Source organism: Anabaena sp. UHCC 0204, assembly GCF_009711975.1.
Taxonomy (GTDB): Bacteria; Cyanobacteriota; Cyanobacteriia; order Cyanobacteriales; family Nostocaceae; genus Dolichospermum.
Genome location: NZ_VIKW01000006.1, coordinates 45,077 through 57,560, shown reverse-complemented (window position 1 = coordinate 57,560; position 12,484 = coordinate 45,077). Strand labels below are relative to the sequence as shown.

The window sequence follows — 12,484 nt, the reverse complement described above, 5'->3', positions numbered from 1 at the left end:
AGGGAGTTGGGGTTTTGATACTTCACTCGACAGAAGACCGCTATTACCAGGAAATTCAGCTGCTATACCAACAGACAGAAGAGGAGTGTGTTTACCATGCAAAACTTAATTTATACTCACTGGGGAAATCCCCTCAAAATATTTCTCGCGGGTGCAGTCATCTCTGCGAGTATGATTAATCCTGTATCTAGTCAAGTTCCAGCCAATTCTCAACCACAAAAAATTGCCACAGCTATTCAAACACTCAAACAATCTAATAATCGTTGGATTCAAATCAATCTCTCCAAGCAAAATCTAACTGCATGGGAAGGTGGTAAACCAGTTTATGCAATTACCATTTCTTCTGGGAAAAAATCCACACCTACTCGCATTGGTACTTTTAAAATCCAAACCAAACTCAAAAAAACTCGAATGCGGGGTAGAGGCTATGACGTTCCCAATGTCCCCCATACTATGTATTATCAAGGTGGATATGCTATTCATGGCGCATATTGGCATAAAAGATTTGGTACACCTGTAAGTCATGGCTGTGTAAATCTCGCACCTAATCATGCTAAGTGGATATTTGAGTGGGCTGATATCGGCACACCAGTAGTAATAAATAAGTAGCGACTGTCTTGATTAGGTGCGAGATTTGCTTGGAGTCAGAAACTAAAGTGGTAGAAATAACTTGACCAATACCAGGAGTAGTTTTGAATAAATTGACTTTATCAATCCATTGTTGATTATTTTGGGTCAATGTCTCAATTTCTTGATTGAGTTGTTGAAGACGTTGCTCCAGATAATCAATATGAGATTCAATATCGTTAGTAGACACATCCTCCTGAAAAGTTTACGTTTAGTTAAAACTTTTGATCAAAATAGTAATTTTATGCTTATTCTTGTTTCTTCTAACTTCAGCAAATCCTACTTATCTTTTTGGTGTATATTGTTGACGAGTAGTTATTGCCAACATTAAAACTAAAAACGTCAAAATACCTGCCAGATATAAAGGATAGCCATAAGTGACAGGTTTGGACTGTTGAACTATCATGCCGGCAATTACAGGTCCAATACCATTAGAAATACTTAAATAAGATGCGTTTGACCCTAAGACAGTTCCCTGATCTTGTGGTTGAGCATTGAGAGAAATTAAGGTACTAATCATCGGTTGGACTAGAGCATTAAATAAAGCGAATAATATACTAACTGTGACAAAATAAGTGATACTAGGCCAAACAGGCATCAGCACAAATGATAAACTGCGAACAAATAAACCTAAAAATAATATTTTGACGACATTAAATTTACGACTGAGAACAGATACTCCCCATGTTTGCATAATTACTCCTAATGTGCCAAATACTAGAAATAAAAGTGTTAAAGATTTACTATTTTGATCTAAAACTTTAATAAAATAGGGTTGAAAAGCATAGGTAAACATAGTAAATGTTGTCCCTGTACAAAAGTTAATTAATAGTAATATGCCAATTCCCGGCATGGCAAAACCTTTGATTAAATTTTCTAACCCTAAATCAAAGATATTGGTAGCTTTTGGAGATTTTTTTTCTAAAGTTTCTGGTAAGAAGAATATGGTCATGAACATTGCTATTAAAGCAACTACACCGGAAACTAAAAATGCCGCTCCCAAGGATACTTGCTGGGCTACTAAACTGATTGCTGGTCCAAGGATAAAGCCTAATCCCATTGCTGCACCATAAATCCCAAATGCCTGAGCGCGATTTTTTTGACTGGTAACATCAGAAATAACAGCTTGAGCAACAGAAGCATTTCCACCTGTGATACCATCTAAAAATCTGGCTAAAAATAGTAAAGTTGCTGTTGTGGCTGTTCCCGCTATAGTGTTAGCAATAACTGTTCCGGCCAAACTGATTATTAATAATGGTTTCCGCCCAAATCTATCAGAAAGTTTGCCAATCACTGGAGTGGCAAAAAACTGAGCAATGGAATAGGTAGAAAATAATAAACTAGTTTGGAAATCGTTTAAACCAAATTGTTTACCATAAAGATAGATAATAGGAATTAAAATTGTAAAACTAAGGGAGTTAATAAAGGCAATTAAAGCAGTAATCCAAAAAATTCGATTCATTGTTAATTAAACATATTTATCTTTAGTCATCCTACCATTTACTAGACTTTTACCTACTGCTCATGAAATTTAAATTACAGAGATTTTTCAAGAAGCAAGGAAAACATTTGCCTCTACGAGTTCATATTCAGATCCGTAATGGACAATTTGAGATTATGGGTATGGGTGCATGGTATTCCTATTGGGGTGATCCTTACCATTTATTGCTAACTATTCCTTGGACTGGCTTTTTTTTGCTAATTTGTAGTTTATATGTGGCTATTAATACTTTATTTGCTTTTGCTTATTGGCTAGGTGGTGATTGTATTGCTAATGCTAAAGCAGGTTCTTTTTTAGATGCTTTTTTCTTTAGTGTACAAACTTTGGCATCTATAGGATACGGGGCAATGTATCCCAAAACAATTTATGCAAATGTAATCGTGACGATTGAAGCGATGATTGGTGTAATGGGAGTTGCTTTAATGACGGGATTAGCATTTGCGCGGTTTTCTCGTCCAACTGCCCGTGTAATATTTAGTCGTATGGCAGTTGTTACACAACATCAAGGGATGCCAACTTTGATGTTTCGCACGGCTAACCAGCGCCGCAATATGATTCTAGAGGCACAGATGGGGGTGTATTTGATGCGAGATGATATCACCGTAGAGGGTGAATTGATGCGGAAAATATATGATCTTAAATTGATCAGAAATCAGACACCTAGCTTTTCTTTATCTTGGACAGTGATGCACATTATTGATGAGTCTAGTCCTCTGTATGGAATGACATCGGAATCACTCAAACTGACTCAAGCTTTACTCATTATTTCTGTTAGTGGTATTGATGACACGGTGGCACAGATTGTCCATGCTCGTCATAGTTATAGTGCTAATGAGATTTTGTGGAACTATCAGTTTGTGGATATTATGCACCATACACCCGATGGACATCGTTACTTTGACTATACTCATTTTCACGATGTTTTACCTTTGAATGAGGTGGTTTAATTTAGAGACTTCAGGTCTATGCGTTACCCACATCTTTCTTAACATTCTTGAAATCCTTGTTGTATAAGGAATACAAGATTTTAAAATTACCCACCTATTGACAAGAACCTCATTTTATTGAGAATAAACAACAGAGGATTAAGGGTTGGGGTTTTGGTGAGCGATCGCTTTCACAAAATGTAACTTATAAGACTTACGCACAAGCAACGGAAAAACAAACCACGAAGGCACGCGGAGCGTCTCGAAGAGATAGAACACGAAGAAAAGAGGGTTTGAAAGGTATTTTGCGTAAGCCCTATTTAGAATGAAATAGCCCTAGCAGGACTATATATATCTGTAAAAATAATTTTGTCTGAAAACTGATCAATTAGAGTTCTTCAGGTGCAACAATCCCTAATTTGCCTTCTAACACAGACTTTAAAACTAACTGATTCACTATCAGCAAGCCTAATCTAGCTTGGGCTAATTCTGGATCATGAATTTTCACTTCACCCCAAATTCGACAACTACACCAGAACTTTTCAAAAGCTTGACTCAAGTTCCAACCTACTGTTTCCCAATTAATTGAATTATTACCATCAGCACAAACTAAATCGTCTACCACCTTAACTAATTGGTGAATGAGAAAACTTTCATCAGGGTGATTGAGACGTAGTTTTTGATCACTATTTAGCCAAGGTATAGTTTGTTCCCATGCAATTAGTCCTTCCTGGTATCCCAACCGTAATAGAGAGCAACAGCGTGAATGAGCATATTGTATTGTAAAAATTCTTAATGAATTTAATGAACTTGGTGATTGCTGAAGAAAAACATTATTTACCAAGTTGCCACTTTTTTTGACAACTATCAGATTTTGTAACCAAGCCGCCAAGGTAGAGTCAACGAGTTCTATATGAATCCAACCAGGAGACACTACATTAACCCTAAATAAATTATCACTGTTCTGAGATAAATGCAGAGCGATCGCTCCGGCAACTGCCAATGAATTCTGAGATTTTGATCTCCCCATTGCCACACCAGAGATATATAAAATTTTTTGATTATATCCACCTTGATAGAGAGGAACTTTTTTACCTTCTATGCGTGTAATTTCCCTATTATTAGTACAAACACTGAACGCAGATGTTAAATATCTATTTACTAACTGTTTAACTGCTATGTTTTCGTCAAAAAGTAGTTTACAATACACGTATTTTTTTGTAAAAAATTTATGGAGTGCATCATTTTATCCTGTTCCATCTACCTTGAGATAGAAGTTTGTTATAGGTAAAGAAAAATGAGAGTAGGATAAAATTTGATGAATAATCTATAAATGATGGGTAAACTTTACTACCTTCATTGTACAGTAGGAAGTATAAGAAAAAAATAGAGAGCAATTAAGCTTTCTATCTCATTGGAGGGCTGGCGCTGTTAGGCGTTAAGCCTACCCCGTTAACACAAAGACACTCCTTGCACTTTTCTTATAACGTCTTTGTTTTCAGCCAAACACTCTTTGTTACCTATGCAATCTCAATCCTCCTTTTCCGAAGCTTCACGTCCTTTCTTGACTTGGCAACGCATTCTCGACTGGGCCCAAGAACACTACCGCTGCCGCACCTTCAGTAAAGATGAGCGCATTCCCGCTAGACCTGGTTTGCTCTATTTAGTCCAAAGAGGTGCTATCCGCATGGTAGGAACTGCCCAAGTAAGTGCTACCGCAAGTCAATTAACATCTAGACGAATTAACAGAACCCCAGAAGAGGCTTTCTTAGGTTTTGTCGGAGCAGGACAACCCTTTGAAATTGTCGCTCAGTCTCCATTCACACTCCAATCCTATGCCCACGTTGATCAAACAGCCGTCCTGTGGATGTACTGGCATGATTTAGACAATTGGCCTCACTTCCGCCGCGAAGTCATGGATGCCTTTAGATACCAACATCAGCGCAAGTTGCTCTGGTTAAGTGCTTTAGGACAACGACGCACAATTGACCGACTCTTAGGATTTCTCACCCTCCTAATTGAGGAATATGGAGAGCCATCAATGAGCGAAACTGATCCAGATGTCATTCGTGGTTATTGCCTACCCTTCCCTCTTACCCATGCCCAAATTGGCAGCGCCATTGGTTCAACCCGTGTTACTGTCACTCGTTTAATGGGTAAATTACGTCAACGCGGCTTAATCCTTACCCAAGGCGATAATTTGATCTGCTTACCCGCAGAATCCATTAATAGAGCCAGCTAAAACGTAGTCCAACTCTTTAATGAGCAGCAGATTGATAGATGTTGACTGAGAGTTTGCCACTCTCTAAGACACCAATGGCAGGTATCAGTGGATTTTGAAAAACCCAGATTGGGTAATTATTCCTGAACCTGCTCAATTGATAATCAGTTGGCGTACACCAGCCTGCTTCTCATTTTGACCAATCTGTTTGACCACCATCAACAGATTCTGGGTAATCGGGTTTAATCAGTGATTAAAGACCAATCTCTGAGGCTGAAGCATCATGAACACCACCAAGACTATCGGCGATCTTTTTGAAAGCCCCGGTGGTTGTCAAGATGTTGCCATCATGAATGCGGCGCAAGTAAGGCTTGATCGGCAGATTGGGGCCACCCACCTGGTTCCAATTATTGATCTTGCCAATAAATATAAATTTTACTTTGTTCTCAATCCCAATAAATTTTCTTAGGGATTCGTTAAAAACAATTGACAATTGATAATTGATAATTAACAACGCTTAATAACCCAAATTTAAGACTATTCTGATCTCCTTCTTCTTCTTTCTTTCTGATAGCGCAGCGTGGTGTAAGCCATTATCCTCACTCCTGTACGGACGAAAAATTATCCATTTTTCCCTCGTAGGGGCGAAGCATTTGGGCGATTAATTATCGGTTTTTTCCCAAGTTTATTTTCCGAATGCTTCGCCCTTACACCGAATGCTGATGCTTCCAGCACGCTTCGCGAACGCCCTTACATCTAATGCTTTCAGATCATGTCAGGGATACGCCCTTACACCGAATACTGATGCTTCTAGCCCTAACAGAAAGACTTTTTCCGCAAGCCCTAAATATTATTTGCAAAAAACATTTATATCCCCAACTTCTTCAAGAAGTCGGGGATATTATTTTTGACAATTAAACTAAAAAATCTCCCCACAATATCCTTAACAAAGACAATTTGGGGAGATATAAATATACAAAATTTATCAAAATATGATGTTAATTTTGAGCAGGAGAATTATTATTTCCTGGTGCTACAGGTGCTTGAGGTACAGTGTTATTGGGAACTAAAGGTGTCATACCAGGATTAAATTCGTTCCCTGGTGCAGGAAATGGATTTGAGTTTGCAGGTGGTAAAGGATATAGGTTTCCTGGTGGATTAATTTCTGGGCTGGTAGGCGCATTAGGTATTCCAGGAATAGGGATAGTAGGTAAATTTGGTGAATCCGTAGGTGGTTGAGATGAACCGGGGATAATTCCCAAAGAAACACGATTTCCACCCACTTTTCGCAACACATCTAATGTTTGAATAACATCGTTATAAGTAGCTGTACGCGAAGCATTCAATACTAAAATCCCATCTGGATTGGTTTGGATATATTGCTTTAAACGGGCTTCTAATTCTTCCCGTCTCACAGGTTCTTTTTCTATGTATGTCACCCCAATTGCATCAATTGTCACGGGTAATATATTGCTATTGATTTGGGAACTAGCCGCAGAATTTGTACCTGTACTAGCTTTCGGTAAGTCAACATTAATTGCTTGTTGACGAGTAAATTGTAAAGCGGCTAATAGAAAGAATGTCAGAATACAAAAAACAACATCAATTAAGGGGATAATTTGAATCTGGAGTTCTTCACCGGGAGTATCTAGCTTAACTTTCATCTTCTTGTTCTGGTACAGAGTTCAACCGAGAATTATGAATTGTGTCATCTGTCTCAATTGGAGAATTTTTGGTAAATGATTTTTTATCTAACCCAGGGGGTGAACGAAAACTATCAGAAGTAGATTTAGCAACTATTTCTGTCGGAATTTTGTGAGGATCGGGAGGATATTGACGATATAGCAATTCCAGTTCATTGCCGGCTTTGTTGAAAACTTTAACTTGGTTAACAACAAAACTTTGGAATAGGCGATAAAATACCAAACTGGCGATCGCTACTATTAATCCTGCTGCTGTACTAATCAGAGATTCCCCAATCCCAGTGGTGACACCGGCTGTAGATTCAGTACCTAAATCACCAATGCGAATTGAACGCAAAGACTGAATCAATCCTAGAACTGTACCCAATAATCCTAACAGTGGCGAAAGGGCAATTACAGCTTCTAAAAGTTTTTCTCCCCGTCGCATTGATGCTATCTCATCTGCTGCGGTTGATTCTAGGGCTAATCTAAAGGTTTCTGGATCATTTTTTTGTAAGCGTAAAGGTGCGTATAAGAAACGGCCAATGGGCTGATCAGTTGCTTGTTGGGCTATTGTCTGGGCTATTTCCCAATTCTCACCCGCAGCATCAAGAACACGATTCACAATTTCTTTTTCTTGGGTGATAATTCGTAGCCAGAACCACAGACGTTCAAAAATCACGCTTAATGATAGGACTGATAAAACTAGCAAAGGCCACATGGCTGGCCCGCCCTTCTTAAACAAATCTAAAATATCCACTATGTAGGTTTCCTCCCTCCATTTCTAGTAGTCAAAGCATTTTCATTTTAGAGAGTTTTGCATTCCTCTCAAACTTTTCTCATTAATTACTCAGGAGTAACATCTTCTATACACAATATGACGGTTATTCCCACCGGGAGTTTAGATGATTATTTGCCAAAATAAAAAAATAACTGGAGGTTAAGAATATGAACTTCTCAATCCAATCCCTATATACATGGTATCGGAACACACTACGCAATCCTAAATACCGTTGGTGGGTAATTATCGGTACAGTAGCTTATTTAATTAGCCCTTTGGATATTTCTCCAGATTTTATTCCTATTATTGGGCAAATTGATGATGTTTTACTTTTAACTTTATTCGTTACTGAAGTTTCTGGATTAGTTATTGATGGTTGGAAGGCAAAAAAAGGGACTGTAGAAAATAGTACCAGCAATACGGCTAATCCTGCGCCCTCCTCTGGAGAGACTGTGGATATTGATTCGGTTTCGGTTAAGTAGTTTGTGAGCATAAAAAGGAATGCGATCGCCTTTGGTTAGATTGGCGATCGCTATTTCTGATAATGTATATGAAAAGGTGATTTCTACTTTTATATGCGGCGTGACTCTATTTTTTATTATTTATTTCAAAAATATCCGACGCTACTGTTTGAGTTATTGGCAAATCCTCCAGTAAATGCGGCTAGTTATCGCTTCGACTCGGTAGCGGTAAAAGAACCAAAGTTTGAAATTGATGGGGTGTTTTTACCACCAGAAACGGAAACTCCAGGAGTTGTTTATTTTTGTGAAGTGCAGTTTCAGAAAGATGAGCGACTGTATGAGCGGTTATTTGGGGAATTATTTCTCTATTTTTACAGAAATAGGGAACGTTTTCAAGATTGGCAAGCGGTGTTAATTTATCCAACTCGTAGTATAGAACAAGGGGATATTCACCCCTATCGCGCACTTTTGAGTTCAGAACAAGTCCATCGAGTATATTTGGATGAGTTGGGAGAAATTGAGCAATTACCCCTTGATGTCAGTTTGTTGGTATTGACAACTCTAAACCAAGACAAAGCACCAGCAGCAGCGCGATATTTAGTCAACCGTTGTCAGCAGGAGTTACAAGCACCAGCAGATAGTCGTGCGATAATGGAAATAATTACCACGATTATGTCTTATCGGTTTACTCGTTTAAGTCGTGTGGAGATAGAAGCAATGTTAGGTATAACTTTTGAGCAAACTCGCTTATATCAAGAACTAAGAGAAGAAGCAACGGAAATAGGTCTGCAACAAGGTAGACAGCAGGGAGAAGTAACTCTTATCCTGCGGTTGTTATCTAAAAAATTCGGGGAAGTTCCTAGTCAGCTAAAAATGCAGATTGAGAAGTTATCTCTGGAACAATTGGAAGATTTAACTGAGGTGTTGTTAGATTTTGCAAGTTTAGATGATTTAGTTGGTTGGTTGCAAAATTTAGAAGTTTCTGAGAAGTAGAAGCGCGGTTTTTATCTACTGTAAAAGTTGACTCTAGAAATTAATATTCATTTACAAATTGAGGATGAACCCACAAAAATTCACGGCGTTTATTCTGCACTCGTACTAAACTACCAAAACTAGGATCTTTTTGTTTCAAGAGGGCGTGTAATTCTCGTAAAATCGAGCCTTGGGCGCGAATTGCATCACCTTCTGCAAAGGAAGCATGATCAGACTTTTCAACTAAAGCCATATCACCCCCTTTTAAGGTAGATTCAATGGTTTTTTGTCCTAAATCTAGTTGTTCTTCAATGGCTTTGTAGGCTGTGTCATCTAACATTAACTTGGTTGCTGAACCAGCTACAGGTAAAACTAAGCTGAGAGTTCCTGTTAAAAGTTTAAGATAAGGGACTGCTTTGGTAAACCACTCACGGGGTAAGTCTAATTCATAGACTCCCTTTTTTGGATCATCAGGATTTAAGACTGGAAGCGGTTGACGTGCGTGTTCACACCAGAGAGTAAGTTGAAACTTGGCACTTATCCATTTGGGTTTATCGAAAAATTTCGGATCAATGGGTTTAAAGCTAAACAAACGAGGTCCATCTTTGGCTTCATCTGTGAGCATTTGCATTAATATTGCAAATTGTTGATCAACTTGGCTGAGAATAGTACGTTGTTCTTGAGACAATTCCTGAAAGCGTTTTTCATCTCGACTATCTAAAATAACTAAATCTTGACGGATGACTTTCAACTCGTTTTTGAGAACATCTCGAAATTGCTCAATACCAAATACTTGTGATGGGGGCGGAGTTGTGGGTGCGTTATTTAGCAAACAATCAATATTTTGCCATTCATCACATCCTGAAACTGTACAGAGAAACTCATTACGATTCTTCTTTTTACTCTTAATTAATTTCTCTACCTCAAATAATCCGTTTCCAGGTCTATTGATGCCGCAAGGCGCAACACAAGCAACCATAACGTTACAACGCAAACCTTCCCAGAAATTTTCGACCAGCCATTTAATTTCTTCCGTGAGGTAGGATAAAAAGCGTTCTGGATAAGCTGCCCGGACTGTGATTTTTACATCACTGTCCACATACTCTAGCAATGCTCGACCGTTGTAGCCATTGTCAAGCATTAAACCTCGTTGCCAGTGGATGCTGTTGTTGTAATTATTCCGTCCAAGTGAATATTTATGTAAGCGGACAATCAACTGATAAAACAATCCTTCTGCCACTGCAAACTGTCCCCGACTATCCACAATGCGGCAAATTTGTACCTGTTGTCTGTCTCCTGGTTCTGGTTGTTCTCCCCAATTTGGTAATTGGTCTGGGCGTGTATCAGGAACAAGTTGAGCAATCAAGCTCGTATTGCTAGGCTCAGATGGATTAAAAACCACTTCATAGGATAAATCAAAGCGTTTCATCAGTCCCAGAAATACTGAATGTAGTTCTTTCGGATAACCTTCTTCTCCTTCAAATGGGGGATGACTCCATAATTGGCTGAGATGGTCAAATGCTGCTAAACCGTTGCGTTTGCGTGTCATTTGATCATCCAACACAAAGCTGATTGCCTTTGCTAACCAGTCGGGTTTGAGGATGACGATATTGCGGAGTACAGAGTCGTGGTAATGAATAAAATGACCTGATTTACTGTAAATCACAATAAATAATTCTGCTTGCTGCTCATCAATTCCCTGTTCAGCGCAGATGGCAATAACCTCATTGTATGCCAGATAGGCTTGATCACTGGTTTTCAAGATTTCTCTTACCCGTTGCCATTTAGCAGGAACAGAACGCCCAACTTCAGGAAGAGATGCAGCAATACGAGCAATAGTATCTTTTAGTCTTGCCAGTTCGGTGTCATCTGTCGTATTTTCCTGGGGTTTGCTGTCTACATGGAAGAAATCAACCACCGTATCTTTACCGAATTGATCCAAAATTTCCTGTTTGTCAATATCTGGTTGTCGCTGTTTGGGTCCGCCGTGGGTTGCAACTATCAACACCTTGGCATCCGGCGCTCGATGTTTGATCAGTGTGATCCACTCTTTTACAAAATTTTGCTGGATTCCTTCCCGTGGTTTCCAGACTACCAGATACACGGCTGGTGAGCTAAAAAACAACTGGTGTGTGGGACGATAAACCCTCTGACCACCAAAATCCCAACCATTTAAAGTGATTTCTGTTCCGCTATCGGGATCTGTGACGATGACAGGTTTAATTTCAATGCCGTGGGTGGTGGGGCGACCTTCTACCCATTCATCCCCCCGTAACGCCCCTAACAGGCAACTTTTGCCCACTTCACCCTCACCAACTAAGATTAGTTTGGCTTCATTGAGTATTATTTGTTGCTCTGCTTTGGCTCGCAAATATTCCAATACAGCTTGAGTTCCTTGTTCGTAGGCAGCAGCAAGTTCAGGATTGAGGGGATTTTCATGAAGTTTAAGAGTCTTGAGTTTAGGAAGTTGCCCTAGAGATACTGGTAAGTCAGTTAGCTGGTTTGCAGACAATTGTAGACTTTCCAGTGATATGAGTTCGCCTAACCAATCAGGTAAAAAATCTAATGAACAAGCACTTACTCCAAGGAACTCCAACTTTTTTAAATGCCTAATACATTCAGGGATCTGGCCTAGTGGATTACCGTAGCCCTGCTCCTGTAGCTCTCCTAACCACAGAATTTCTAGATTTTTCAATTCACCAAATGAGTCTGGAAGTGAGTGGAGCTTATTACCATGTAATTCAAGATAATTCAATCTTCTTAGTTTACCTATTGATGCTGGTAAAGTTTCTAGTTGGTTTTCAGCAAGACCAAGGGTTTGCAACTCTGTCAGGGATGTAATTGCCTCTGGCAATTCTGTCAATTTGTTTGCATAAAAGGAAAACGATTGTAGCTGAGTCAAGGATAAAATCACCTTTGGCAGTGCGGTCAATTGGTTATAAGAGAGATTAAGTTCTTGCAACTGAGTCAGGGAGGCGATCACTTCTGGCAGTTCTGTCAGTTGGTTGTCTGAGAGGTCAAGCTCTTGTAACTGAGTCAGAGAGGCAATCGCATCTGGGATGGCTGTCAGTTGGTTGTTGGAGAGGTCAAGCTCTTGTAACTGAGTCAGGGAGGCAATCGCATCTGGGATGACTGTCAGTTGGTTATTGGAGAGGTCAAGCAGTTGTAACTGAGTCAGGGAGACGATCTCTTCTGGAATCTCAGTCAGTTCCATATCGCTGAGATCGAGTTTTATTGCTCCCTCTTGCCGTGCCTTTTCGATACGCTGCGCTGCTTTCTGATAAGCCTGATCTCGTGCCATAACCAAATCTTT

Annotated in this window: 12 protein-coding genes; 6 read left to right on the top strand and 6 right to left on the bottom strand. The window is 39.4% G+C overall.

Features of this window, described 5'->3' with window-relative positions; all coding sequences use genetic code 11:
* Nucleotides 1–96 precede the first annotated feature (96 nt).
* Nucleotides 97–609, top strand: coding sequence for a L,D-transpeptidase (locus tag FJR04_RS06780; protein WP_168493019.1), 513 nt, complete (start codon nucleotides 97–99; stop codon nucleotides 607–609).
* Here FJR04_RS06780 and FJR04_RS26085 read toward each other — a convergent pair.
* Together FJR04_RS26085 and FJR04_RS06775 are read right to left on the bottom strand one after the other, a co-directional pair.
* Entirely contained in the window at nucleotides 554–817 is a 264-nt protein-coding gene (locus FJR04_RS26085; RefSeq protein WP_254445222.1) for a hypothetical protein, read from the bottom strand. The genes FJR04_RS06780 and FJR04_RS26085 overlap by 56 nt on opposite strands.
* Nucleotides 818–910: 93 nt before the next feature.
* Nucleotides 911–2,089 carry an MFS transporter gene (locus FJR04_RS06775; protein ID WP_168493017.1) on the bottom strand — a complete coding sequence of 393 codons (1,179 nt, stop codon included), beginning with the start codon at nucleotides 2,087–2,089 and terminating at the stop codon, nucleotides 911–913.
* A 62-nt stretch (nucleotides 2,090–2,151) separates the two neighbouring features.
* Here FJR04_RS06775 and FJR04_RS06770 point away from each other — a divergent pair, with 62 nt between their 5' ends.
* Nucleotides 2,152–3,075 (top strand): ion channel, encoded by a 924-nt coding sequence (locus tag FJR04_RS06770; protein ID WP_168493015.1) that lies wholly within the window; start codon nucleotides 2,152–2,154, stop codon nucleotides 3,073–3,075.
* Between the two features lie 367 nt (nucleotides 3,076–3,442).
* On the opposite strand, the gene FJR04_RS06765 is transcribed toward FJR04_RS06770, so the two are convergent.
* Nucleotides 3,443–4,264, bottom strand: a complete 822-nt coding sequence (locus tag FJR04_RS06765; RefSeq protein ID WP_168493013.1) for a DALR anticodon-binding domain-containing protein — start codon at nucleotides 4,262–4,264, stop codon at nucleotides 3,443–3,445.
* 273 nt (nucleotides 4,265–4,537) lie between these two features.
* Between FJR04_RS06765 and FJR04_RS06760 the strand changes: the two genes are divergently transcribed.
* Both FJR04_RS06760 and FJR04_RS06755 read left to right on the top strand, forming a co-directional pair.
* Entirely contained in the window at nucleotides 4,538–5,296 is a 759-nt protein-coding gene (locus FJR04_RS06760) for a Crp/Fnr family transcriptional regulator (protein ID WP_168493212.1), read from the top strand.
* A 262-nt stretch (nucleotides 5,297–5,558) separates the two neighbouring features.
* Nucleotides 5,559–5,744: a hypothetical protein gene (locus FJR04_RS06755; RefSeq protein ID WP_168493011.1), complete on the top strand. Its 186-nt coding sequence runs from the start codon at nucleotides 5,559–5,561 to the stop codon at nucleotides 5,742–5,744.
* Between the two features lie 529 nt (nucleotides 5,745–6,273).
* Here the strand turns inward: FJR04_RS06755 and FJR04_RS06750 are convergent.
* Nucleotides 6,274–6,939: a biopolymer transporter ExbD gene (locus tag FJR04_RS06750; RefSeq protein ID WP_168493009.1), complete on the bottom strand. Its 666-nt coding sequence runs from the start codon at nucleotides 6,937–6,939 to the stop codon at nucleotides 6,274–6,276.
* Nucleotides 6,929–7,717, bottom strand: a complete 789-nt coding sequence (locus tag FJR04_RS06745) for a MotA/TolQ/ExbB proton channel family protein (protein WP_168493007.1) — start codon at nucleotides 7,715–7,717, stop codon at nucleotides 6,929–6,931. Before FJR04_RS06745 ends, FJR04_RS06750 begins: the two co-directional genes overlap by 11 nt.
* 188 nt (nucleotides 7,718–7,905) lie before the next feature.
* Here FJR04_RS06745 and FJR04_RS06740 point away from each other — a divergent pair, with 188 nt between their 5' ends.
* Nucleotides 7,906–8,220, top strand: a complete 315-nt coding sequence (locus tag FJR04_RS06740; RefSeq protein ID WP_168493005.1) for a YkvA family protein — start codon at nucleotides 7,906–7,908, stop codon at nucleotides 8,218–8,220.
* A gap of 93 nt (nucleotides 8,221–8,313) precedes the next feature.
* A complete protein-coding gene (locus tag FJR04_RS06735) occupies nucleotides 8,314–9,192 on the top strand; it encodes an Rpn family recombination-promoting nuclease/putative transposase (RefSeq protein WP_168493003.1) in 879 nt (292 codons plus the stop codon).
* A gap of 40 nt (nucleotides 9,193–9,232) precedes the next feature.
* Here the strand turns inward: FJR04_RS06735 and FJR04_RS06730 are convergent, their stop codons facing one another.
* Nucleotides 9,233–12,472 carry a COR domain-containing protein gene (locus tag FJR04_RS06730; protein ID WP_168493001.1) on the bottom strand — a complete coding sequence of 1,080 codons (3,240 nt, stop codon included), beginning with the start codon at nucleotides 12,470–12,472 and terminating at the stop codon, nucleotides 9,233–9,235.
* Between the last annotated feature and the right edge of the window lie 12 nt (nucleotides 12,473–12,484).

What these genes read in the sequence shown, in the direction of transcription:
- FJR04_RS06780 (WP_168493019.1), top strand. Translation starts at nt 97, where the DNA reads ATGCAAAACTTAATTTATACTCACTGGGGAAATCCCCTCAAAATATTT.
- FJR04_RS06775 (WP_168493017.1), bottom strand. Translation starts at nt 2,089, where the DNA reads ATGAATCGAATTTTTTGGATTACTGCTTTAATTGCCTTTATTAACTCC.
- FJR04_RS06770 (WP_168493015.1), top strand. Translation starts at nt 2,152, where the DNA reads ATGAAATTTAAATTACAGAGATTTTTCAAGAAGCAAGGAAAACATTTG.
- FJR04_RS06755 (WP_168493011.1), top strand. Translation starts at nt 5,559, where the DNA reads ATGAACACCACCAAGACTATCGGCGATCTTTTTGAAAGCCCCGGTGGT.
- FJR04_RS06750 (WP_168493009.1), bottom strand. Translation starts at nt 6,939, where the DNA reads ATGAAAGTTAAGCTAGATACTCCCGGTGAAGAACTCCAGATTCAAATT.
- FJR04_RS06740 (WP_168493005.1), top strand. Translation starts at nt 7,906, where the DNA reads ATGAACTTCTCAATCCAATCCCTATATACATGGTATCGGAACACACTA.
- FJR04_RS06735 (WP_168493003.1), top strand. Translation starts at nt 8,314, where the DNA reads ATGCGGCGTGACTCTATTTTTTATTATTTATTTCAAAAATATCCGACG.
- FJR04_RS06730 (WP_168493001.1), bottom strand. Translation starts at nt 12,472, where the DNA reads ATGGCACGAGATCAGGCTTATCAGAAAGCAGCGCAGCGTATCGAAAAG.